Consider the following 24,135-nt stretch of genomic DNA (forward strand, 5'->3'; position numbering starts at 1 on the left):
CGGGCCTTACAGGCCCGTTTTTTCTTCAGCTATTTCGTCACGTATGCGGATCCCTTAAATCACCATACGCTGCACATTTTCCACCTTTTGTTGAAAGAAACCTTCATCATCGGGCATTTGCCCAGTAACCGCTTCGACCTGGCTGGCAAAATCAGCATAATGCTGTGTGGTCGCCCACAGCAGAAATATCAGATGGTGGTGTTCAACGGCAACCAGTTTCCCTGCGGCAATCCAGCTTTCAATGGCGGCTGGCTTTTCATCAACCAGATTACACAAATCGCCTTCCGGTTCACCTTTCAGTAGTGGTGCCCCCTGCAGCATTTCCAAGCAAAACCATCGTGAAGCCTGCGTATGGTCTCATGAAACTTCCAGTTTCAGACGGATATAATGGCGGGTAGCCAGATATCCAAAATATCTTTCAGCACGGCAATATAAAGCGCTTCTTTAGACGGAAAGTAATAGAGCAAATTTGTTTTTGAAACGTCGGACCTTCGGCGACCTTATCAAGACTGCTGCCATACATGCCGTAAAGGGAGAACAGCGCGAGTGCAAGCCTGAATAATCGCGGCTCGCGTTGCAGCAACGGTCTTTGAGCGTTGGGTGGAGGTTGTCAGGGTTTTTTCTGAGAGTTTAGCCAGAAGCCATATAGTGGCAGACCGTTTCTTTCACACTGCTGCTCAGGCCGCGCACTTAAATCGGCCACGATTGACTGATTATTGTGCACGCATTTTTTACCAAACAGTCTATTTCAGACCATTCACTCTACATTATTTTAACCTCGCTATCCCAACTAACTGAATATAAGTAATTTTTTGGTGTGGTACGGTAATTGTTAAAACCACCATGAACGCTGCCTCAAAGGAATGACAGTATGTATCGCAGCGCGGGAATAATAACCCTGACTTCAAATAAGGCCCTTTTATGAAAATTGGCGTATTTATCCCGATCGGTAATAACGGCTGGTTGATTTCAACCCATGCCCCGCAATATATGCCCACGTTCGAACTGAACAAAGCAATCGTGCTTAAGGCCGAGCATTATCATTTCGATTTTGCCCTGTCGATGATCAAACTGCGCGGTTTTGTCGGTAAAACTGAATTCTGGGACCATAACCTGTAATCTTTCACCCTTATGGTCGGCCTGGCGGCGGTAACCTCGCGTATTGAGATATACGCTACAGCCGCGACGCTCACCTTACCACCGGCTATAGTCGCACGGATGGCCTCAACGGTAGATTCTATTTCTGGCGGTCGCTTTGGCGTCAATCTGGTCACCGGCTGGCAAAAGCCGGAATACGATCAGATGGGCATGTGGCCTGGGGATGACTATTTTTCCTGCCGTTACGACTATCTGGCAGAGTACGTTACCGTGCTGCGCGACTTGTGGGGCACCGGTAAATCCGATCTAAAGGGTGAATTTTTTACTATGAACGATTGCCGCCTCAGCCTGCAACCGCACAAACCCATGAAGGTCATTTGCGCCGGGCAAAGTGATGCAGGCATTGCTTTTTCGGCAAAACATGCAGATTACAACTTTTGCTTTGGTGCAGGTATTAACACCCCCACCACGTTCGCGCCTACCGCTGCCCGCATGAAAAATGCCGCCGACCAGACCGGGCGCAACGTCGGCTCCTATGTCCTGTTTATGATTATTGCCGACGAAACGGATGATGCCGCCCGTGCTAAGTGGGAACACTATAAAGCCGGTGCAGATGAAGATGCGCTGGCCTGGCTGACCACGCAAAGTCAACAGGACACCCGTTCCGGTAGCGACACCAACGTTCGTCAGATGGCTGATCCGACGTCAGCGGTGAATATTAATATGGGTACGCTGGTGGGATCTTACGCCAGCATAGCCCGGATGCTGGATGAGGTCGCCACCGTTGAGGGCACCGAGGGCGTCTTATTGACCTTTGACGATTTCCTGCAGGGAATTGAGCATTTTGGCAAACGTATTCAACCGCTGATGAAGTGCCGTGCCGATATTATTGATATGGCAAAAGAGGTGGCATTATGAGCATGAAAGAGACTGTTGTTTGCACCACTGCCTCGACAAAAAATAGTCGCCAGACCGGAAGCGATCACATTTCCACTTGAGCAAACCGCGCTCATTGTTGTCGACATGCAGAATGCCTATGCTACTCCCGGGGCTACCTCGATCTGGCGGGATTTGATGTTTCAGCTACCCAACCAGTCATCGAAAAAATCACTATCGCCGTCAACGCAGCACGTGAAGCAGGAATTCAAATCGTCTGGTTTCAAAATGGTTTGGACTCGAAATATGTTGAAGCGGGTGGCCCTGGCTCACCCAACTGGCACAAATCTAACGCGCTGAAAGCAATGCACGCCCGACCGGTGCAGGAAGGAAAACTGCTTGCCAAAGGTAAGGGGATTACCAGCTGGTTGACAGGCTGCGCCCAGAATCGGTGATATAGTTCTGGAAAAATCGCGCTACAGCGGCTTTTACAATACCCCGCTCGACAGCATGTTGCACAGCCGCGGCATTCGCCACCTTATTTTCACCAGGATCGCCACAAATGTTTGCGTGGAATCTACCCTGCGCGACGGTTTTTTCCTTGAATATTTCGGCATCGTACTGGAGGACGCGACCTGTCAGGCTGATCTGGCTTTTGCCCGGCAGGCCGCCATTTTCAATATCGAAACGTTCTTCGGCTGGGTATCGGGTCAGCACCTTTTGTGCCACCGTACAGAGTAATGCGGCCGCAGAGCGGCAAACGGCGTGACTATCTATAATTAAAGGAGAAAACCGACCGGAAATAACACCACAGGCTGCCCGGACAGTTTAATAATAAAGCAAACGATTTCAGGTTTCACCAGCTTACGACAGTGACACGCTCAACTCCGGACCGAATCTTAAGTGCTGCGTGTCATTTCAAGTTATGCTAAAGGCGTTCTCTGACTGCCGCATCCCCTTAAGGCACTTATTCAATCTTCAGAAAAATTACTGAATTGATAGAACCATAGGATGAAAATAGTCCTGACTGGCCAGAGTAAACCGGATTAGCCTCGTCGCCATGTTGGCTTGTCACAATATTGTCAAGCAGCAGGCTAGATGTTTGTTATCTCCCTTGAGGTTTATATGCCAATGGGCCTCCCCCCAATTACTGCACAATTTAGCAGCATCTGTTGGTCTCATCTATACTCAAAACCGGGCTATGAATTGCGATGAGGAGCTATTCATTAGCAAAACAGGTAAATACCCAATCATGGAGTGACAAATGGCTAAGATTTTAGTGCTTTATTATTCAATGTATGGACATATCGAAACCATGGCGGAAGCCGTAGCAGAGGGGGCGCGCAAGGTCAAAGGTGCCAGCGTAACAATCAGGCGTGTTCCTGAAACAATGGATGCTGCACGTTTCGCCGAAGCAGGTGGTAAAACGAATCAGCGCGCGGCTGAAGCTACTCCCGAAGAATTGAAAGAATACGATGCGATTCTTCTCGGCACCCCCACCCGCTTCGGAAATATGGCCGGACAGATGCGCACTTTTCTTGATCGTACCGGTGGATTGTGGGCTTCTGGCACACTTTACGGCAAGCTTGCCAGCGTATTTTCCTCTACCGGTACCGGGGGCGGACAGGAACAAACGATAACCTCAACCTGGACTACGCTGGCGCATCACGGCATGGTTATCGTCCCGATTGGCTACGGTACCAAAGAAATGTTTGATATTTCTCATGTCCGTGGCGGAACGCCTTATGGTGCCACGACCATCGCAGGCGGCGACGGCTCACGTCAGCCCAGTGAAGAAGAATTGAACATCGCACGCTACCAGGGTGAATACGTCGCCGGGCTGGCGGTGCGTTTGAACGGATAACTTCATGTCAGGAGCACACAATGGCAACTCAACAGTCTAAAGCGCATCGTGTTGGGGAATGGGCCACTCTTCGGTCTACCTCCCCTGAAATTGCGGAAGCCATTTTTGAAGTGGCAAACTATGACGAACGGCAGGCTGAACAAATATGGCAGCAGCAAGGTAGTGATGATGTTTTGCTTCGTGCGTTTAATAAAACGGTGAGCAATGTGCTTGTCTGGGATAATAAAACCGTCGAGCGTAAAAACGTTTGAGATCCGCAGAACATAAAAGGGCATTGATTTTGCCCTTTTTTACTGATTGAAACCCATCACCTCCGACCCTGTAAATAATTCTGTGTAACTGCCACCACGTCAAAAGTGAACGCTCAGGCGGTCACCGAACTCAATAATAAAGCGGCTCATCGCCAGCCGACAGTTCTGGACCGGCATACTCCATTTTTTCGATGCCGACTGGATTGCCAGGTAAATAACCTTTCGCACTGAGTCATCCGTCGGGAATACCTTGCGTTTCTTAATGGCGGCACGGATCACGCTGTTCAGCGACTCAATGGCATTCGTGGTGTAGATAGCTTTTCGGATGTCAGACGGATAGCCGAAGAACGTATTGAGGTTTTCCCCGTGCGCACGCCAGCTTTTGCTGATTTGTGGATATTTGTCATCCCATTCTTCGGCGAACGCATCCAGCGCCATCCGTGCGGCCGCTTCTGTTGGTGCCTGATAAACGGTTTTCAGCCCGCCCGTGACCGCTTTGTAGTCCTTCCACGCCACGTATTTCAGGCGGTTACGCACCATGTGGATGGTGCACAGCTGGATGTGAGTCTGCGGATAGACGCTGTTTATCGCATCCGGGAAGCCCTTCAGGCCATCCACGCAGGCAATCAGGATGTCCTGAAGGCCGCGATTTTTAAGTTCCGTCAGCACGTTCAGCCAGAACTTTGCACCTTCATTTTCAGCCAGCCACATCCCCGGAAGCTCTTTCCGGCCTTCGGTATTGATGCCCGGCGCCAGGAACACCGCTTTGTTAATCACGCCGCCATTCTGACGAACCTTAACAACAATACAGTCCAGATAAACAATGGGATAGAGCGCATCCAGCTGGCGATTCTGCCATTCGGCGACCTGCTCTTTAACGGCATCCGTGACTTTTGATATCAGGGGCGGTGACACATCAGCATCGTACATCTCTTTGAACGTATCGACGATTTCCCGCGTGGTCATGCCTTTGGCATACAAGGATAAAATCTGGCTGTCCATCTGCGTGATACGCGTCTGATTCTTCTTAATCAGCTGAGGTTCAAAGGTATTTTCCCGGTCGCGCGGCGTGTTTAGCCCGATTTCACCGTCGTCGCACAGCAGCGTTTTCGGAGAGTAGCCGTTGCGGGTATTGGTGCCGGTTTTAGGGGCATTTTTCTCATGCCCGAGGTGGTCAGTCAGTTCTGCATTGAGTGCCGTTTCAACGGTCAGCTTCGTGAGCATGCGGAAAAACTGATTAAGGCCGGCCTCAGTTTTGAGGCCTTTGGCCAGTTCAGCAGCAAGGGCCTTAAGTTTCTTCTCGTCCATAATTTGCCTGTCTCCATTGTTGGAGTGAACATATCAAAAACAGGCAATTACACAATTTTAATTACAGTCTCTCACCTCCGTGCACAGTTTTTCGGCACATTATCTTACGTCCCTAATCTTGTACGCCAGGCAGAGAGTTACTTTAAGGTTATTGTCCCTTTAAGAGAGCGATCAGCGCTTCGGGCTGTGAATGTGGATTATCACTGCCAACGCCAGAGCCTTTTCTGAGCACGAAAGTCGGTGGGTTTTGTTTCGCTTAGTTATGATGCCAGGAATGCCGGACCAATCATAACTTATATGATCATTCTTATCTCCAGTGAAAACCATCAAGGCCGCTCTCTTAAACATGTATCTTACCCCCTGCTTTTAATCAGGGTCTGCGGGCATGATTATCCATAAGTCTATATGTGTCTTGTTGTGGCGTTAAGTACTACTGCCCGAAATAAAAAATTTTACAGGATCGTTAAAATCCGTCTCGATGAAGGCGAATTCATCTCACTTGATGAGTGATTTCTGTCACAACTATTCCACCCTGCCGCTGCGCCGAATATTGAAACCGTGTAAAGGACCTTTTACACCCTTGCCTCTTTACTTGGCTTTTAATTTTTGCGGAAAAATTGCAGATGCGTGGCAGCCCTGTTGGTAAAGAATCAATGTATTAACTACGCTTAATCCACACTAAACTGCCTGAACGCAGGGCAGATTTCACCATGAGGAGAATGATGTGGCTTATCAGACGATCAATCCCTGTACGAATAAATTGCTTAAATCATGGCCTGAGCACAGTGAGCAGCAGGTTGAGCAGGCTCTAACTGTCGCAGACAAGCTTTACCATTCAGAATGGTGTAAAGGTCCGATCCCACCACGTCTGCAAATTCTAAAAAACATGGCGGACCTGATTGATGATCGTGCAGAGGAACTGGCCAAAGCCGCCAGCGTAGAGATGGGTAAACTGATAAACCAAAGCCGTGCGGAAGTAAAAATCTGCGCACAGATTGCCCGTTATTACGCTGAAAATGCCGGGCGCTTTCTGGCTCCTGTCCGCTATCCCAGTGAATTGGGCGAAGCCTGGGTGGAAAATCATCCTGTTGGCGTGCTGGTCGCCGTCGAGCCGTGGAACTTTCCCTATTATCAATTAATGCGTGTGCTTGCTCCAAATCTGGCTGCGGGTAATCCGGTTCTGATAAAGCATGCCGCGAACGTACCACATTGTGCGACGCTTTTTGCCGAACTGGTTAGCGAAGCAGGTGCACCCGAGGGAACCTGCCAACCTTTTTATTAGCAACGATCAGGTGGCTGCCCTGATTGCAGATGACCGCGTGCAGGGCGCGGCGCTGACCGGCTCAGAACGTGCAGGTAGTGCAGTTGCAAAACAGGCAGGAAAATACCTGAAAAAAACCACCCTGGAACTGGGTGGCAACGATGTATTTGTGGTGCTTGACGACTGCGACCTGGATAAAGCGGTTAAGGCTGGCACAGTCGCCAAGCTCAGTAATTGTGGTCAGGTCTGTACCGCCGAAAAACGCTTTATCGTGCATGAAAAAGTCGCTGACAGCTTCCTGGAAAAATTCATACAGGCATTTCGTGATGTGAAAGTTGGCGATCCGCTGGATGAAACCACTACGCTTGGTCCACTCTCTTCTGCTTCAGCACGCGATACGCTGGTGAAGCAGGTTGATGATGCCGTGAGCAAAGGCGCAATCTTGCATCTTGGAGGAAAGGCAATTGAAGGTGAAGGTTGCTTCTATCAGCCCACGATTTTATCCGGGATCACCCGTGATAATCCCGCATACTTTGAAGAGTTTTTCGGGCCGGTAGCACAAGTGTACATCGTTAAAAATGATGATGAAGTAGTGCAGCTCGCCAATGACTCACACTATGGGCTGGGCGGGTCGGTTTTCACCAGCAATATGGATCGCGCCAGGAAACTGGCTTCGCAAATTGAAACAGGGATGGTTTTTATCAACTCCACCTGTGATACCTCTCCTGAACTCCCTTTTGGCGGCATTAAACGTTCTGGATATGGGCGAGAATTATCAGACTTGGGGATTAAGGAATTTGTAAACCAAAAACTGGTAGTTATCAGTAACGGTTAACATCGGGTCAAAGAAAGCCAGGTCGCCTCACGACCTGGCCTTATGCTGACACATCAGCAATCAGGAAGTCTTATCACTAACGGTTTGTTGAGTAGCGTTTGTCTTTGCTGGCTTGTCATCACTCACTTTCGACCTGGCGGCAGATTTTTCTTTCACATCTTTCTCTGCTGCAGTTTTATCGGCAGCCGCTTTCTCCGCAGAAGATTTGGCCGGTTCTGCGTTATCAGCGGCCCGATCAGCGTCTGCTTTTTCTGTCACCGTGTTGTGCTTATCAGCTGCCGGCGATGTCACGGCCGCTGACGTTCCCTGAAGCGCGTTATTCAGCACCTGCGTAAACTGATCCCACGGACAAAATCCATTTGCATCTGTTGGGCAACCCTTCATTTCCAATGTCACCCGCTTTGGGGGCGTCTCAAAGGTTAACGGCATGGCATTACGTAACTGATCGCTGCTCTGATAGACATATTCCACCTTGACCAGCTCCAGATCTTGTTTCTTATCGTGCCAACGTTGGAACTGGATGATGCCGCCAATCGGGGTTTTTTCATTTTGTTCGGGCAGCGTGTAAGGCTTGAAATCTAACGCCGCCAGCAATGATGCAATATTCGAATCATGACCAACCATAAGCGTTACTTTAGGTGCGCTGGCTTTATCTTCGTCCACCAGCAAACTGCGGATATAGTCCACTAACGGGGCGGCAACGTTACGCGCCACTTCCGGTGAAGTGAAGAGTGCATCCTGATAGGCGTTCTTAATAGATGACAGCTCTTTCCACTGTTCGGGCGTTTTAATCTGTCCCCATGCCACCTGTTCAAGCGGCAATCCTTCATAATACTGGAGAGTAAAGGCATCGATAAGAGAATTACCCACTTTCAGCGGACCTGTGACGCTGGGCTCTTTGCCTTCATCAGCAGAAAATTTATTTTGCTTGTCTCCTGAAAGATCGCACTGCTTCTTACCCTTACATGCCTCAGCGTTTTTATAGTCAATCATTTTTTCAAGACGCTGAAATGCCGGTTTTAAAGTCAACTTGTCAGCCGTGCTGTTCATCGCCGTTAACGCCTGTTTATTGAACGCCTCACTGCCGTCGGTGATAATTGGGTTAAATATCGGGTCCATTGTCCCCATTTCATTCTGGTGTGAAACCGGAATGTCACAGCCCGGAAATGCGCCAGTAATAAAAAATTGTGCAGTCGCGACGGTACGTTGCAGGCTGTTTGCATAGGCATAAATTTCATCACTGCCAGGGCACTGGCCGTCTTTTAGCACGCGCTGCTGTGCTAACCATTCCCGAGTGTAACGCCCCATATAGACTTCCAGAATACCGCCTTTAGTGGTTAGTTGCCCACCCGGAACATCCCACTGTGGCCAGTTTTTCCTTGTAGATTGTGCCAGCACACTCCCGTTATCCGCCAGCGGGGCGCGAAGATTATGGCGGCTCATCATTAACACCTGTTCAAGCTGGAAGTTGTCGTCAGCTGCATAAGCTGAGATTCCGCTTACTGCAGAACAAACTGCCAACGCGCAAAGACTAAACTTTTTAATCATGTGTTTTATCCATTGATTCTGTAGGGAAATCATCCGAACAGCGTTAAAGCTAACGGCTGGGCAAAAAACATTGCGACACGGATGATGATTGCAACAGTACGCCAGAAAAAAACGAGCGCCAACATGCAGAGTCGGTATATCTCCGTGTAAGCTGATGCAGTATACCTGAAGATGAACAGCCCGGAGACTACACGAAGTATGCCAGGATTTCGAGCGCTGCCTTAAGGCAAAATCAAGCGCGAAAAGCAGCATTTCGGCAAGAGTCACATTTATCTGCCTTGAGAATATAGCAAAGGATCATCTGTTGGGTTGAAAGGCACTGACAGATGAATCAAAAAGATAAAGGGAGTTTCAAAAAAGAACTGGAATAGCGTGGCAACGACATTTCGGCAAGGGGTAAAATAAAACAGGCCAGCATATGCTGACCTGTCTACTTTGATGGTGGAGGAGGAGAGATTCGAACTCTCGAACGGTTTCCCGTCGCCGGTTTTCAAGACCGGTGCCTTCAGCCACTCGGCCACTCCTCCGCAATGAGGCGCACTATAAACATCCCCCAGAACAATGTAAAGTCTGTTTTGATTCGGTTGCCTGAAAAAACGCCTTCCGAATTCCTTTTGTCCTAAAGCTCGCCACTTTGAGCAATAAAACAACAGATTGTCGCGTAAAGAAGGGTAAAAAATCTTTCCCCTCTGTATGGCGATCCTTATGCTCAGACTCAGTCTACTGACCCTGAGAGGTATTTTTATGGATCGTATTGTAACCAGCACAGCTCAAAGCTCATTAATATCCACTCACAAGGTTCTGCGTAATACCTACTTTTTGCTCGGATTGACGCTTGCTTTCTCTTCGCTAACTGCGACGCTCAGTACTGTTTTTGCCCTGCCCACCCCCGGACTCCTTTTTATGCTGGTTGGGTTCTATGGGCTGATGTTTCTGACTTATCGACTGGCTAACAGTCCTGCAGGCATTCTGGCCGCTTTTGCCTTTACCGGTTTTTTGGGCTATTGTCTGGGCCCACTGCTTAATAACCTGCTTTCGGCAGGAATGGGAGAGGTAATCGGCCTTGCGCTCGGCGGCACTGCGCTGGTTTTTTTCTGCTGTTCAGCCTATGTACTGACAACTCGTAAAGATATGTCTTTCCTTGGCGGGATGATGATGGCAGGTTTTGTGGTACTTTTAGTTGCCGTTATAGCAAACATATTTATGCAGATTCCAGCGCTACAACTGGCGATTAGTGTTATGTTTGTGCTGTTTTCATCAGGTGCCATCCTCTGGGAAACCAGTAATATCATTCATGGCGGCGAAACCAACTACATCCGCGCCACGGTGAACCTTTACGTCTCTGTTTATAACATTTTCGTCAGCCTGCTGAGTATCCTGGGAATGTCACGCAACAACTGACAAATCACTCTTCTTCAGGCTCCGCATGCGGAGCTTTTTTTTGCCTGCAGAAAATTCCCTGTGTATCTGTTAAGCCCGATTTTGCTAAACTACATTCTCAAAATAAATGAGGTATTACAGTGTATTTTAACGGCAAAGAGATTCAATGCGACGCTCAGGGATATCTGAAATCAGTGAATGACTGGAGTGAAGCCATTGCTCTTGCGCTGGCTGAAGAAGAAGAGATTGTGATGAGCGAAGCGCATTGGGAAGTGGTATTTTTCGTGCGGGAGTTCTATCTTGAGTTTAATACTTCACCCGCAGTACGTATGCTGGTGCAAGCGATCGCAAAAAAATATGGTGAAGAAAAAGGAAACAGCCGCTATCTGTTTCGCCTCTTCCCAAAGGGTCCGGCCAAACAAGCTACGAAAATAGCGGGTTTGCCAAAACCAGCCAAATGCCTTTGATTACAGATACTTTGTTAAAAGTCTGAGGTTCTCAGGAAGGATTCAACCAATTATGAACCCAGATAGCTGTTCAGATGTCTGACAGGGTTCGACTAATATTCGCTCAACTCTTGCACTGCGCGGTCCCCCGGAATTTAACCACTTAAGCAGCTTTGTAACGGCTTCCTTCTTGCCAATAATCAGCACTTCCACACCACCATCATCAAGATTATGTGCATAACCTTTCAGAGCAAGGCTTTTGCTTTGGACTGAGTTTGATAACGAAATTCTACTCTCTGAACCCTGCCGTAAACCCAGGCTCGCAGAGTGATTGTTGCCATTAAAGCCTTCTGAACAACCGCTGATTGCAATTTCATCGCCCAGACCGGACAATGATGTCCGTTTTTCTGACTGTAAGCATAGCAAATATGACTGTTCGTTTAATTCTTGCTAAAGGGCGAGAGAAATCTTTACTTCGTCGTCACCCCTGGGTCTTCTCCGGTGCTGTTGCACGACTGGAAGGTAAAGCGCAACGAGGCGAGACCATTGACGTGTGTGACAGCAATGGTAAGTGGCTGGCACGTGCAGCCTGGTCCCCTGACTCGCAAATTCATGCACGCGTCTGGAGCTGGCAACAGGATGAACCTGTTGATATTGCTTTCTTTATTAAGCGTATTCAAACCGCCCAACAGCTGCGAACATGGCTGGCTCTGAAAGATAATCTTGATAGTTACCGCCTCATTGCCGCTGAATCTGACGGCCTGCCGGGAATTACCATCGATCGCTTCGGGACTTTCCTGGTGCTGCAGCTGCTCTCGGCGGGTGCTGAATATCAACGGGCGGCACTGGTGACCGCTCTCCAGCAATGCTATCCGGAATGTGCAATTTATGATCGCTCCGATGTTGCTGTTCGTAAAAAAGAGGGGCTGGCGTTGATTCAGGGTGTGATATGCGGAGAGGCGCCACCAGAACTCCTGCCCATCACTGAGCATGGCATGAAGCTGTTAGTTGACATTCGTACCGGTCATAAAACAGGTTACTACCTCGACCAGCGTGACAGCCGTCTTGCCACCCGACGCTATGCCACTGGTGCTCGTATGCTTAACTGCTTTTCCTACACTGGAGGCTTCGCTGTCTCTGCTTTAATGGGCAACTGCGCACAGGTAATAAATGTTGATACATCGCAGGCCGCACTTGATGTAGCACGACAAAATATTGAATTGAACCGGCTTGACCTGTCAAAAGCTGAATTTATACGCGACGATGTTTTCAAACTGTTACGTCGCTATCGTGACAGCGGAGAAAAATTCGACCTGATTGTTATGGACCCGCCTAAGTTTGTTGAAAACAAAAATCAACTCGCCGGTGCGTGTCGGGGCTATAAAGATATAAATATGCTGGCGATTCAACTGCTGAATCCCGGCGGGTTTTTGCTCACCTTCTCATGCTCGGGGCTGATGAACAGCGATCTGTTCCAAAAAATTATCGCTGATGCCGCACTCGATGCACAAAGGGACGTGCAATTTCTTGAACAGTTCCGACAGGCAGCCGATCACCCTGTCATAACCAGTTATCCCGAAGGATTATATCTCAAAGGCTTTGCCTGTCGCGTAGTCTGACTTGAAAACTCATGTTCCGCCCCCAAATTGAAATAACATAAATCTTCAGGAGGTGGACATGATTGCCAGTAAATTTGGACTCGGTCAGCAGGTGCGACATACTTTGCTCGGTTTTGCAGGTGTGGTGGTCGATGTAGATCCAGAATATTCCCTTGGGCTTCAACATGCAGATTCAGAAGCCAATAATGAATCACTGCGATCCCATCCCTGGTATCATGTCGTTATGGAAAATGAAAATGGCGATACTGTGCATACGTATCTTGCTGAAGCACAACTGTCCTGGCAACCACCGGGGGATTTTGTCGAACATTCTTCTATGGAAGAACTTGCTACATCCATTCGCCAGCAATTAAGACACCACGGCTAAGAAATTAGGCCAGCAGTTCGCTATTTTTCCAGCCCGAGACGGGGTATCTCCAGTTTCGGGCAGCGATCCATAATAACTTTCAATCCATTTTTTCTGGCAAGCTCTGCTGCCTGATGATTAATAACCCCTTTTTGCAACCATATCGCTTTTGCTCCAATAGCAATGGCCTCACCGACGACGCCTAATGCAGCCTCGGCATTGCGAAAAATATCGACCATGTCGACAGGCTCGTGGATATCTTTCAACTGCGCATAAACGTTTTGCCCAAGCAGTGTTTGCCCTGCCAGCTTCGGGCTAACCGGGCTTACTTTATATCCCTGCGAAAGCAAATAGGCCATTACGCTATAACTGGGCCGACTGATTTTATCACTGGCTCCCACCAATGCAATGTGCTTCGTCGAGACCAGAATATGAGCGACGATATCATTTTCCATATATACCTCCTTAACAGGTTGGATTACTTTATATATTTTCCGAATATCGGTCGTGACGCAGATTTATTGGTAATAATGAAGAGTAAGATACCAACCGATGATCTTATCGCGCATTTCCTCTGACTTCGAAAAGCAAATTGTTCTGCGGGTCAGTCGTTTGATATGTGTGCGAAGATTAAGATTATGCCGTTCTGTCCGTTGGGTATATTTCTTGCTCACCACGTGGCTTGTTGCACTTAACAGAACTTTATAAACCGGCCAAGCATCTGTCATATAAAAGGCAATGTTAAATTTGCTTAACAGGGCCAGCAATCGTCGCAGGGTCGGGGCATTTCTCGGGCCGAAGACATGGGCCAGAGCACGTTTGCGGATACGGTCATAAGCATAGAACAACCACCGGGGATTGCTTTTACACCGCACGTAAGACCATTGTTCACCGGCTTCACAGCAGATAACAACCTCCGTTTCGGGGTCGATATTCTCAGCTACCTGCTTTGGCGAAATTTTTTTACGTGCCGCAGAACCGTATTGAGGCTGATACCGAGAACCCGTGCGGTATCGCGACATCCGTAACCATTCATGGTCATATTAACAATGGTCTGGTGTGTGTCTGGTTTGGCACCGGAGTAGCTAAAGTTGAGCTGAAAGGTCTTTGAACAATGCTTGCAGATGTAACGTTGGGCACCGGATGCTGAATGTCCGTTACATCGTACAGCATGAGTTTCATTGCACTGAGGGCAGACGACATCAACTTTAGCCATATATTACATCCAAAGCGTAAAGCATATGTGATCAGCAAGTCTGCGTCACGACCCGAATATCGACATAAAACCCGGATTTGTACTGAAAGTAATTTCATAAATTTAGCACAAACAAATATGTTTAAATGTTAATATGCTGTCATACTGAAAGACTTTGATACGCTCAATGCTTTTGCCATCTTTATCTGGAGGAAAAATGAAGCTGTGTCTGGTTATAACTGGACTTATTATTTTGTTAGCCTCAGCGACGGCATCGGCTACAACCCTGAAACTCCCCAATGAAATTAACTTATTAGTGCTTGATGGGCGTAAAATTTCTGGCTCATTATTAAAAGGGGCAGACGGCATTGAACTTGAACGAGGCCAGCATCAGGTACTTTTACGACGACCCTGTAAATAATTCTGTGTAACTGCCACCACGTCAAAGGTGAACGCTCAGGCGGTCACCGAACTCAATAATAAAGCAGCTCATCGCCAGCCGACAGTTCTGGATCGGCATACTCCATTTTTTCGATGCCGACTGGATTGCCAGGTAAATAACCTTTCGCACTGAGTCATCCGTCGGGAATACCTTGCGTTTCTTAATGGCGGCACGGATCACCCTGTTCAGCGACTCAATGGCATTCGTGGTGTAGATAGCTTTTCGGATGTCAGACGGATAGCCGAAGAACGTATTGAGGTTTTCCCCGTGCGCACGCCAGCTTTTGCTGATTTGTGGATATTTGTCATCCCATTCTTCGGCGAACGCATCCAGCGCCATCCGTGCGGCCGCTTCTGTTGGTGCCTGATAAACGGTTTTCAGCCCGCCCGTGACCGCTTTGTAGTCCTTCCACGCCACGTATTTCAGGCGGTTACGCACCATGTGGATGATGCACAGCTGGATGTGAGTCTGTGGATAGACGCTGTTTATCGCATCCGGGAAGCCCTTCAGTCCATCCACGCAGGCAATCAGGATGTCCTGAAGGCCGCGATTTTTAAGTTCCGTCAGCACGTTCAGCCAGAACTTTGCACCTTCATTTTCAGCCAGCCACATCCCCGGAAGCTCTTTCCGGCCTTCGGTATTGATGCCCGGTGCCAGGAACACCGCTTTGTTAATCACGCTGCCATTCTGACGAACCTTAACAACAATACAGTCCAGATAAACAATGGGATAGAGCGCATACAGCTGGCGATTCTGCCATTCGGCGACCTGCTCTTTAACGGCATCCGTGACTTTTGATATCAGGGCCGGTGACACATCAGCATCGTACATCTCTTTGAACGTATCGACGATTTCCCGCGTGGTCATGCCTTTGGCATACAAGGATAAAATCTGGCTGTCCATCTGCGTGATACGCGTCTGATTCTCCTTAATCAGCTGAGGTTCAAAGGTATTTTCCCGGTCGCGCGGCGTGTTTAGCCCGATTTCACCGTCGTTGCACAGCAGCGTTTTTGAAGAGTAGCCGTTGCGGGTATTGGTGCCGGTTTTAGGGGCATTTTTCTCATGCCCGAGGTGGTCAGTCAGTTCTGCATTGAGTGCCGTTTCAACGGTCAGCTTCGTGAGCATGCGGAAAAACTGATTAAGGCCGGCCTCAGTTTTGAGGCCTTTGGCCAGTTCAGCAGCAAGGGCCTTAAGTTTCTTCTCGTCCATAATTTGCCTGTCTCCATTGTTGGAGTGAACATATCAAAAACAGGCAATTACACAATTTTAATTACAGTCTCTTTACGACTTGAAAAAAGCGTTCAAACCGACTCCCATGGGACAGTCTTGTGGTCATCAACTCCACTGATAGTAACCTTTAATGCTCAGGCTAAGTCTGTTTCAATCAGTCTGCCACCTTTAGCTACCTTGCAACAGGCGATAAGTTTTAATCAGCAGCCTGAAATTCATCTTTATGATGAATGTAATAAACGACTGGATAATCAACAGGATCGACTTTTTAGTAATAAAGAAGAAAGCTTTGAGCGGGCGATGATGCATTACAACATTAAAGGTCATATTGCTTCCGTTCCTCGTTTTGCACACTTTCATTCACTGGAGCAAATTCCCTTCAGCAATAACAATTTATATTTTGCCAGCGAGGCTGATACCCAAAATTATTCGCACATGCGTATATTACAACTTTGGTATGCTAAGATGGGCTCTGCCACTCGCCAGAGGCTGGCACTGCTGCTAAGAGCATTGCATGCCAGTTGAAGCCATCGACCCGGCCTCATTCATAATCAGAGGTTGTTATTTACCTGTCCACACATAATACCTGCCAAAAAGTGCCTTGATTACACAACTACCGGGAGAAAGCACTTATGCATTACCCGGCAACCACGTCTGGCAAATGCGGCATAAATCATCAATAAAATTCTACTTTTAAAGTTAATTTCCACGCCCGCATTCAGCGGTGCAATGGATTGAAGCAAGCTGTCCGAATAATAAAACCGATGTGCTATTATCGAGAAAGTTATTTGATAACGATCTGAATTATTTCACTGTCTAAGTATCATGCCGTCTGACAGACATGCAAGAAGCCATCCTTACAACTACAGCTAACTTGATAATTTTGTCCCATTTTTTCTGGCGTAAGCCGGACACTCCAATTATTTATGTCCCCCGTATTCACAGCTACTACGCCAAATACGCCTCCCCCATCCCATAATTATTCAGGGCTTGCGCAGCGTCGGTACCCCCATCCCTTTGAATTCATCAACAAACACAGAAGGTGAGTTTGGATCGTACAGCATCCATACCTGTTTTTTAGCGCGCGTAATAGCAACATACGCCAGGCGTCTCTCCTCGGCATCTTCAAAATCTTCAGATTCAGGCAACAAAGCTTGCTCAATCACAGACTCACGGGCTACAGCCGGGAAGCCATTGTGCCCCGACTTTAACCCCAATAGAATCACGTAATCGGCCTGCTGACCTTTACTGGCATGTATTGTAGAAAAATCGATTTTAAGCTTTGGCCAACGCGTCTGGACTTTTTCAAGTAAAAGTGGACGCTGGTATTGGTACCGGGAAATTAGCAGCACTCGTTCATTTAGTTCTGCATAACCACTGATTTTATCCAGTAAGGCTTCCAGCTGATTTTCAGGCAACAAAGCTACTGACTTTTTATTACCCTTACTCAAGCTATTCAGCGTTTTTCTTAACTGGTACGGGTTTTTCTGTATAAAACTATTGGCTATTTTACCGATGCGGTCGTTAAAACGGTAAGTCGTGTCCAGCATAACGCACTCTCCTTCACCGAAATGGTGATTAAAAGCGGTTGTTAACGCCATTTCAGAACCACTAAAACGATATATAGCCTGCCAGTCGTCACCCACTGCAAATAATGTAATTTGCTTATTTTGCTTTCTCAACGCTGACAATAACGCAGCACGTTGCGGCGATATGTCCTGATATTCATCCACAAGAATATGCTTCCAGGGCGTGATAAAGCGGCCTTTTTCAATGATATTAATAGCCTGATGAATTAATCCCGAAAAATCGACGGTGCCCTCTTCTTTTAACGCACTTTTCCAGGCTTTCATTATTGGTGCCATGAGCTTTATGCGTTTAGCAAAGCGATCGCGTATTACATCCGGTGAGGAAGCAATCATCGCCGTCTGTGAGCCACCATGCATGCGCATAACGCAAAGCCAGCGTTCAAGCCGTATTACCAGTCTGCGGGCCAGTTGTTCATCCTGCCAAAAATCATTGTCGTTAAGCTCCCATCCCAGTTCATCCTTTAGCCACTGCCGCCAGCCATTGGCACAGGATTTTTTTTCACTGCACTGCTGACGCCACACGTTTATTAGCAGTTGATAGCGACGCTCACGGTCAAACTCAAGCTCACTGATAACGGGTGATTTCTTATTGCCCTCCTTAATAATGCTCAGGGCCAGTGAATGGAAAGTCCGCGCCTCAATGCCGTCAGTTCCTAACCGACCGATGATGCGGTCGTTCATTTCTTCCGCTGCGTTACGGCCATATGCCAGCAGCAGTATCTGTTCCGCTGTCGCCTCCTTACGCAGCAATAACCAGCCTGCACGCGCCACCAACACTGAGGTTTTGCCGCTACCGGCACCAGCCAACACCAGCACAGCATCTTCACCATTTACAACAGCTTTTGCCTGAGAGGGATTAAGAGGGGATGGTTCAACCGTATTAAAGAAATCAGAGTAAACCTCCATCATTCTCTGCGACCATTGTTCATTACATTGACGACGGTAGCGATCAATGTTTTCCAACCTGTGTCGGAGAAACTGGTAGGCTTCCCGGCAATTAACGAATTCTTCCAGACGCATAATCGGGAGTGGGATTGAAGAAAGAGCCAGTTCAATGGATTCAACCTGGCCAACCGTATCACTATATTTTAGCCATTTATCCTGTTGTTCTGAGTGACGAATTTTTATCACCTGCTCATCGAGCACCTGCGCTGATATAATGCTCATCTCCTCACTCCAGCCCTGCCAGCGCTGGTTAAGATGATGAAAGAATCGCTGTGTTTCCTGCCATTCCGTACCATGCAAGCGGACAACTTGCTTATCAGGAACGGTAAACTCTAATTCTCCCCAAACCAGTCCACGCTTGCATCTGATAGCAAGGAGCTGATTAAACGGAATGATATATTCATGCTTTTCACCAGTGACCTTCACACCAGCAGGCAATAATCTCACCCGATTGTAGGGGTGCTGCGCAAGATGCTTACCAATTGATGTCGCTTTCAGTTCCATGAGTTTTCCGGGTACATTATGCTTATCCACGCACCAGTTTAACGGGTCAAACTGTACCGCTCCACCCCCTAAACACGTTACAATCCTGGTATTGAGTCTGCTCTACTTTGAGTCTGAAGGAATAAGAACCTATGCGTGCTGTTTTGAATATTTTGAATTTCGTTTTGGGCGGTTTTCTCACAACTTTTTCCTGGCTTCTCGCAACACTGTTCAGCATTATTTTTATTTTTACACTGCCATTGACACGCTCCTGCTGGGAAATCACCAAATTATCTCTTCTTCCTTATGGTAATGAAGCAGTTCATGTTGACGAGCTCCACCCGGGAAAGAAAAGTGTGCTGATGAATTCTGGTGGAACTATTCTGAATATTTTATGGTTCATTTTTTTTGGCTGGTGGCTTTGTCTGATGCACATAATGACGGGCATTGCTCAGTGCATAACGTTGATCGGCATCCCAACCGGTATCGCTAACTTAAAGATCGCGGGCATTGCACTATGGCCCGTAGGCCGCAGAGTAGTTAGCGTTGAGGTAGCAAGAGCTTCCCGTGAGGTAAATGCACGCCAAATATTCAATTGAGGCCGCAATGCACTCGCTATTAACACCGCAATTAAGACACTACGTTTATAACAGCGCTTTGCTTTATAACCTGCGGATTTTTATTTCGCTTGCTGGCGCCACTGGCCTGCCATGGTGGTTGGGTCATATCACGTGGATTTGTAGTAGTCAACTAATTTTGGCCACACGACCTTGACTGTTCGTGGAACAGCCGCTCTGATTCATTTGGCGTTAAGCCGCCGTTATTCCAGTGAGGCCTGAGAGCACTGTAGTACCCCGTGATATATCGGATTATCGATAACCGTGCTTCCCCTAAGCTTTCGTAGCCCGTCGTTGGTACCCATTCACTCTTCAGTCTACGGAAGAACCGCTCCATCGGACTGTTATCCCGGCAGTTTCCCCGGCGACTCATGCTCTGTGTGCTCCGGTAGCCCCACAGCATCTGTCGGTACTGACGACTGGTATAATGACTCCCCTGAACACTGTGGAACATCACGCCTGATGGCCGCCCCCGTAGCTCCCATGCCATCTGAAGTGCTTTTATAGTGAGGTCTGAGTCTGGTGAGTACGACAGCGCCCAGCCCACCGGTTTACGGGCAAACAGAGCCAGCACCACGGCCAGATAAGCCCACCGTTTGCCCGTCCAGATGTAGGTCACATCACCGCACCAGACCTGATTCGGTTCTGTCACTGCAAACTGCCGGGCAAGAAGATTCGGGATTTCAACATGCTCATTGCCCCCACGTTTGTATTTATGCCCCGGTATCTGACAACTGGTGATACCCAGCTCTTTCATCAGTCGACCAGCCAGCCATCGACCGAGTTGTACGCCCTTTGTCGTGACCATCGTGGCGATACTTCTGGCACAGGCGGAACCCCCACTGGCGTTCCAGACCTCGCTGACCAGAAGGCGTTTAACGGCACGGTCAGCATCAGGCTCAGTACTGTTTTTACGTGTGTAGCGATAACTGCTGCGGTGAACACCGAACAGTCGGCACAATGAGGCAACCGGGTAATGCGCCCTCAGACTGTCGATTATCGAGAACTGTTGAGGGAGTCCGACATCAAGAGCGCTGTAGCCTTTTTTAGGATTTCGTTTTCCATTTCAAGGCGCTGTATACGTTTTCTCATTTCCCTGAGTTCAGTTTGCTCAGGAGTGACAGGCAGCCCCGATGTTTTTTTCCCTGACGCTGCAGACGTAACGATTTTACCCACCGGTTGATGGCAGAAAGACTGACATTCATCGCCTTAGCAGCTTCACCGTGTGTGTAGTGCTGGTCGAGGCCCCGCTTTGCCGCTTCAAGTTTAAATTCAGCAGTAAATACCTTGCTCATTGGTTCACCTGTGAAATTTTGAGGTGAGCATATCACCTCAACTCAGGTGGCCAAATTCAGTGTGCCACTACAATTATACCCCTCACCCTGGGTGTAGTTGCAGCAGCGCTCACCGATCTTGATGACAGGTTGGCTGGCAGATTACGTAATCTGTTGATCACTTTGCTCTGCTTCTGTGTCGTATCAATCTCGGTCGAGGTGCTATCGCCTTATCCGTGGCTTTTTATTATTGGATTAGCGGTCTCAACATGGGGTTTTATTCTGCTTGGCGCGCTTGGACAACGTTATGCAACCATCGCATTCGGTACGCTGCTCATCGCTATTTATACCTTGCTGGGAATTAACCTTTTTTCGCAATGGTATCTTCAACCTTTGCTACTTCTTGTTGGGGCAGCCTGGTACAATCTGTTGACTGTTACGGGGCACCTGATATTTCCTGTCCGACCATTACAAGAAAATATTGCAAGGTTCTTTGAGATCTTATCAGTTTATCTGGAAGCCAAAGCGGGTTTATTTGATCCCGATATTGAAGAACGGGCGGACAAGGTTTTAATTGATGTCGCAATGGCCAACAGCCAGCTTGTCGCCACACTCAATCAGGCTAAAACATCAATACAATCAAGATTGCGTGGAGACCGTGGACAACGAGGAACACGCCGCACGCTACACTATTATTTTGTCGCCCAGGATATCCATGAACGTGCCAGTTCATCCCACGCTCAGTATCATTCTTTACGTCATACTCATCGACATAGTGATATATTGTTCCGTTTCCAGCGCCTACTCTTTCTGCGGTCGTGACGCAGACTTGCTGATCACGTATGCTTTGCGCTTTGGATGCAATATATGGCTAAAGTTGATGTCGTCTGCCCTCAGTGCAATGAAACTCATGCTGTACGATGTAACGGACATTCAGCATCCGGTGCCCAACGTTACATCTGCAAGCATTGTTCAAAGACCTTTCAGCTCAATTTTAGCTACTCCGGTGCCAAACCAGACACACACCAGACCATTGTTAATATGGCCATGAATGATTCCAGATGTCGCGATACCGCACGGGTTCTCGGTATCAGCCTCAATACGGTTCTGCGGCACCGGTTCTGCGGCACGTAAAAAAATTTCGCCAAAGCAGGTAGCTGAGAATATCGACCCCGAAACGGAGGTTGCTATCTGCTGTGAAGCTGGTGAACAATGGTCTTACGTGCGGTGTAGAAGCAATCCCCGGTGGTTGTTCTATGCTTATGACCGTATCCGCAAACGTGCTCTGGCCCACGTCTTCGGCCCGAGAAATGCCCCGACCCTGCGACGATTGCTGGCCCTGTTAAGCAAATTTAACATTGCCTTTTATATGACAGATGCCTGGCCGGTTTATAAAGTTCGGTTAAGTGCAACAGGCCACGTGGTGAGCAAGAAATATACCCAACGGACAGAACGACATAATCTTAATCTTCGCACACATATCAAACGACTGACCCGCAGAACAATTTGCTTTTCGAAGTCAGAGGAAATGCACGATAAGATCATCGGTTGGTATCTTACTCTTCATCATTATCAATAAATCTGCGTCACGACCTCTTTCTGCAAGGAAAAGCTTGCCGTCAGCTGGCAAATTGTATTTTGTTGCGTGAAATATATCATCACGATGCCATCTTTGAACGTGCTTTCAAACATCTTAATGCTGCACTTGAACGTCTGAAAGCAACTATGGCATCAGGCAGTGACATACAAGCAATGACCTACCTCCTGAACAATTTAAAAGCAATTGATGCACAAATGGCTACGATTGAAATCGAGCAAAACCATAATCGTGACCCAGCAAGCCGTGACCAGACATTGTCGGATGATGGGCTCAATGGATGGGCTGATATCCGCTTACGTCTCAGTCAACATCTGACTCCACATTCTGCTTTATTTCGTCATGCAGTACGGCTTTCTCTCCTACTCTGCTGCGGCTATTCAATTATCAAATTAACCAGCTTGCAGCATGGCTATTGGATACTGCTAACCAGCCTGTTTGTTTGCCAGCCAAATTATAATGCAACAAAACGCAGACTGGCACTGCGTATAGCAGGGACTGTTTCAGGTATTATTGTTGGTCTTCCGCTACTATGGCTGGTGCCCTCTGTTCAGGGACAATTAATTTTAATTGTACTCAGTGGCGTACTCTTCTTCGCTTTCCGTCAGTAACATTATGCCAGCGCCACCTTGTTTATTACTCTTCTGGTATTAGGCTGCTTCAATCTGCTGGAGCAGGGATTTGATATTACCCTGCCACGTATTGTCGACACATTGATTGGTTTCGGTATTGCCTGGCTGGCTGTTGCTTTCATCTGGCCAGACTGGCGCTTTCGCAATGTTTCATCAGTAATTAAGCGTGCCTGTCATGCTAATTGCCGTTATCTGGACGCTATCCTTAAACAATATCACCAGGGTAAAGATAACGGACTGGATTACCGTGTTGCCCGTCGGGATGCTCACAATGCCGATGCTGAACTTGCTTCCGTTGTTTCGAGCCTGTCAGCTGAAAAAAATACAAACGAAACACTTAAAGAACACGCCTTCAGGCTGTTATGTCTCAATCATTCCTTGTTAGGCTATATCTCGGCTCTTGGTGCTCATCGTGAAAAGATCACCAGCCAACCATTGCTGCAACTGATGGATACTGCTGTTAGCTATATTGATGACATCCTTTTGTCAAACCAGGATGATGGGACTGACGCACTGCAGCTGGCGAATCTGTCTCAGCGCATCGAAGCGATGCAAACCACCAAAAAAGCTAAAGATCCCCTTGTCCTGCAACAGATTGGTCTGATGATTTCGCTACTTTTGGAAATAGCACAATTAAAAAAACAGATTATGAGCAAACAGGTTCGCGGCTCTCTGCACAGTGTGTGAGGCGCAGAGTTTCGCAATACCAATCGCGAAGATCTGCTTTCACAGCCTGTGATAACGCCTGATAATGCTGTCCCAGAATTGCACCTTCCAGAGCAAATAAAACGTTAATTCCCACATTCTGATTATTTGCGTGTAATTTTAACCAACAGCGTCTTGACCCTTGTTCTTTAAGCATTTTTACCGTACTAACTCCTACGCTGCGCAGTTGTACTTCAAGACGCATGCTGAGATTGGGCAAATCTTTCAGCCGTCGATTATTCCAGCTCCATACCCGCTGTTGTATAGCGCCCTGTAAGCAAAGTTTCGATAACGCTAATAATTGTTGTGACTCTCGCCACAGAAACTCATCAACTTTGTAGTATTCAAGAGAGACAGGCATGCCTCTTTTGTAAATTATTAAAGACTTCATCCTTCTTTCAGTAATATAGGGCATCACTTGCTCGCAGGCTCTGAGATACAGTTCACCGTCAGAAATAAGAGCAAATACAATGTGATTTACAGAAAGACTGTAGCCGCCAAACTGGCTTCGACAGGTAATCTCGCCCATCTCAGCAAGTTTATCTTTTGTACTTGTGATTCTTTTTTTTGTTTCTTCCATGATAATTTTCCTCA

The 24,135-nt window shown here is 47.7% G+C and carries 14 protein-coding genes, 1 tRNA gene and 11 pseudogenes; 15 read left to right on the forward strand and 11 right to left on the reverse strand.

What is annotated here, in order from left to right; all coding sequences use genetic code 11:
- Positions 1-54: 54 nt before the first annotated feature.
- Positions 55-638: pseudogene (rutR, locus tag LU633_RS15205) on the reverse strand (HTH-type transcriptional regulator RutR).
- 283 nt (positions 639-921) lie between these two features.
- Here rutR and rutA point away from each other — a divergent pair.
- The 4 genes and pseudogenes from rutA to LU633_RS15225 all read left to right on the forward strand — a co-directional run bounded on the left by rutA (position 922) and on the right by LU633_RS15225 (position 4,089).
- Positions 922-2,016, forward strand: a pseudogene (gene rutA, locus LU633_RS15210) (pyrimidine utilization protein A).
- A 42-nt stretch (positions 2,017-2,058) separates the two neighbouring features.
- Positions 2,059-2,715, forward strand: a pseudogene (locus LU633_RS15215) (isochorismatase family protein).
- A 523-nt stretch (positions 2,716-3,238) separates the two neighbouring features.
- A complete protein-coding gene (gene wrbA, locus LU633_RS15220; RefSeq protein WP_016189596.1) occupies positions 3,239-3,838 on the forward strand; it encodes an NAD(P)H:quinone oxidoreductase in 600 nt (199 codons plus the stop codon).
- 20 nt (positions 3,839-3,858) lie between these two features.
- Entirely contained in the window at positions 3,859-4,089 is a 231-nt protein-coding gene (locus LU633_RS15225; RefSeq protein WP_016189597.1) for a YccJ family protein, read from the forward strand.
- A gap of 99 nt (positions 4,090-4,188) precedes the next feature.
- Here the strand turns inward: LU633_RS15225 and LU633_RS15230 are convergent, their stop codons facing one another.
- Positions 4,189-5,397 (reverse strand): IS256 family transposase, encoded by a 1,209-nt coding sequence (locus LU633_RS15230; protein WP_046371923.1) that lies wholly within the window; start codon positions 5,395-5,397, stop codon positions 4,189-4,191.
- Between the two features lie 724 nt (positions 5,398-6,121).
- Here LU633_RS15230 and LU633_RS15235 point away from each other — a divergent pair.
- Positions 6,122-7,493 (forward strand): annotated as a pseudogene (locus LU633_RS15235) (NAD-dependent succinate-semialdehyde dehydrogenase).
- A 60-nt stretch (positions 7,494-7,553) separates the two neighbouring features.
- Here the strand turns inward: LU633_RS15235 and agp are convergent.
- A complete protein-coding gene (gene agp, locus LU633_RS15240; RefSeq protein WP_016189598.1) occupies positions 7,554-9,041 on the reverse strand; it encodes a bifunctional glucose-1-phosphatase/inositol phosphatase in 1,488 nt (495 codons plus the stop codon).
- A 439-nt stretch (positions 9,042-9,480) separates the two neighbouring features.
- Positions 9,481-9,568 (reverse strand) — tRNA-Ser (locus LU633_RS15245).
- 217 nt (positions 9,569-9,785) lie between these two features.
- Here LU633_RS15245 and yccA point away from each other — a divergent pair.
- The gene (gene yccA / locus LU633_RS15250) at positions 9,786-10,442 is read left to right on the forward strand and encodes an FtsH protease modulator YccA (protein WP_016189599.1); all 657 of its coding nucleotides are present in this window, start codon (positions 9,786-9,788) and stop codon (positions 10,440-10,442) included.
- A 119-nt stretch (positions 10,443-10,561) separates the two neighbouring features.
- A complete protein-coding gene (locus LU633_RS15255; protein ID WP_016189600.1) occupies positions 10,562-10,888 on the forward strand; it encodes a TusE/DsrC/DsvC family sulfur relay protein in 327 nt (108 codons plus the stop codon).
- Between the two features lie 42 nt (positions 10,889-10,930).
- On the opposite strand, the pseudogene yccX reads toward LU633_RS15255, so the two are convergent.
- Positions 10,931-11,208 (reverse strand): annotated as a pseudogene (gene yccX, locus LU633_RS15260) (acylphosphatase).
- An 87-nt stretch (positions 11,209-11,295) separates the two neighbouring features.
- On the opposite strand from yccX, the gene rlmI reads away from it, so the two are divergent.
- Positions 11,296-12,486, forward strand: coding sequence for a 23S rRNA (cytosine(1962)-C(5))-methyltransferase RlmI (rlmI, locus tag LU633_RS15265; RefSeq protein WP_016189602.1), 1,191 nt, complete (start codon positions 11,296-11,298; stop codon positions 12,484-12,486).
- A 58-nt stretch (positions 12,487-12,544) separates the two neighbouring features.
- A pseudogene (gene hspQ / locus LU633_RS15270) lies at positions 12,545-12,861 on the forward strand (heat shock protein HspQ).
- A 12-nt stretch (positions 12,862-12,873) separates the two neighbouring features.
- Here the strand turns inward: hspQ and LU633_RS15275 are convergent.
- Both LU633_RS15275 and LU633_RS15280 read right to left on the reverse strand, forming a co-directional pair.
- A complete protein-coding gene (locus LU633_RS15275) occupies positions 12,874-13,287 on the reverse strand; it encodes a CoA-binding protein (protein ID WP_016189604.1) in 414 nt (137 codons plus the stop codon).
- 63 nt (positions 13,288-13,350) lie between these two features.
- Positions 13,351-14,048, reverse strand: a protein-coding gene (locus LU633_RS15280; protein WP_325175726.1) for an IS1 family transposase whose coding sequence is annotated in 2 segments (ribosomal slippage) — positions 13,351-13,799 and positions 13,799-14,048 — 699 coding nt in all. Because the reading frame shifts where the segments join, the coding sequence is not laid out codon by codon here.
- Between the two features lie 196 nt (positions 14,049-14,244).
- On the opposite strand from LU633_RS15280, the pseudogene LU633_RS15290 reads away from it, so the two are divergent.
- Positions 14,245-14,433: pseudogene (locus LU633_RS15290) on the forward strand (DUF2057 family protein); the annotation flags it as partial.
- 36 nt (positions 14,434-14,469) lie between these two features.
- Here the strand turns inward: LU633_RS15290 and LU633_RS15295 are convergent.
- On the reverse strand, positions 14,470-15,678 hold the full coding sequence (locus LU633_RS15295; protein WP_046371926.1) for an IS256 family transposase: 1,209 nt from the start codon (positions 15,676-15,678) through the stop codon (positions 14,470-14,472).
- A 117-nt stretch (positions 15,679-15,795) separates the two neighbouring features.
- Between LU633_RS15295 and LU633_RS15300 the strand changes: the two genes are divergently transcribed.
- A complete protein-coding gene (locus LU633_RS15300) occupies positions 15,796-16,224 on the forward strand; it encodes a DUF2057 family protein (protein ID WP_051124321.1) in 429 nt (142 codons plus the stop codon).
- Between the two features lie 458 nt (positions 16,225-16,682).
- Here the strand turns inward: LU633_RS15300 and helD are convergent, their stop codons facing one another.
- The gene (gene helD / locus LU633_RS15305; protein WP_016189606.1) at positions 16,683-18,737 is read right to left on the reverse strand and encodes a DNA helicase IV; all 2,055 of its coding nucleotides are present in this window, start codon (positions 18,735-18,737) and stop codon (positions 16,683-16,685) included.
- A 131-nt stretch (positions 18,738-18,868) separates the two neighbouring features.
- Here helD and LU633_RS15310 point away from each other — a divergent pair, with 131 nt between their 5' ends.
- Positions 18,869-19,315 (forward strand): YccF domain-containing protein, encoded by a 447-nt coding sequence (locus LU633_RS15310; RefSeq protein WP_016189607.1) that lies wholly within the window; start codon positions 18,869-18,871, stop codon positions 19,313-19,315.
- Positions 19,316-19,466: 151 nt separating this feature from the next.
- Here LU633_RS15310 and LU633_RS15315 read toward each other — a convergent pair.
- A pseudogene (locus LU633_RS15315) lies at positions 19,467-20,628 on the reverse strand (IS3 family transposase).
- A 75-nt stretch (positions 20,629-20,703) separates the two neighbouring features.
- On the opposite strand from LU633_RS15315, the pseudogene LU633_RS15320 reads away from it, so the two are divergent.
- From LU633_RS15320 to yccS, 3 pseudogenes are all read left to right on the forward strand, one after another.
- A pseudogene (locus LU633_RS15320) lies at positions 20,704-21,426 on the forward strand (FUSC family membrane protein); the annotation flags it as partial.
- Positions 21,427-21,474: 48 nt separating this feature from the next.
- A pseudogene (locus tag LU633_RS15325) lies at positions 21,475-22,186 on the forward strand (IS1 family transposase).
- Positions 22,171-23,523, forward strand: a pseudogene (yccS, locus tag LU633_RS15330) (YccS family putative transporter); the annotation flags it as partial. The pseudogenes LU633_RS15325 and yccS, both read left to right, overlap by 16 nt.
- Here the strand turns inward: yccS and LU633_RS15335 are convergent.
- Positions 23,483-24,121, reverse strand: a complete 639-nt coding sequence (locus LU633_RS15335; protein WP_016189612.1) for a TfoX/Sxy family DNA transformation protein — start codon at positions 24,119-24,121, stop codon at positions 23,483-23,485. The pseudogene yccS and the gene LU633_RS15335 overlap by 41 nt on opposite strands.
- Positions 24,122-24,135: the final 14 nt, after the last annotated feature.

This window comes from Erwinia tracheiphila (assembly GCF_021365465.1).
GTDB lineage: Bacteria > Pseudomonadota > Gammaproteobacteria > Enterobacterales > Enterobacteriaceae > Erwinia > Erwinia tracheiphila.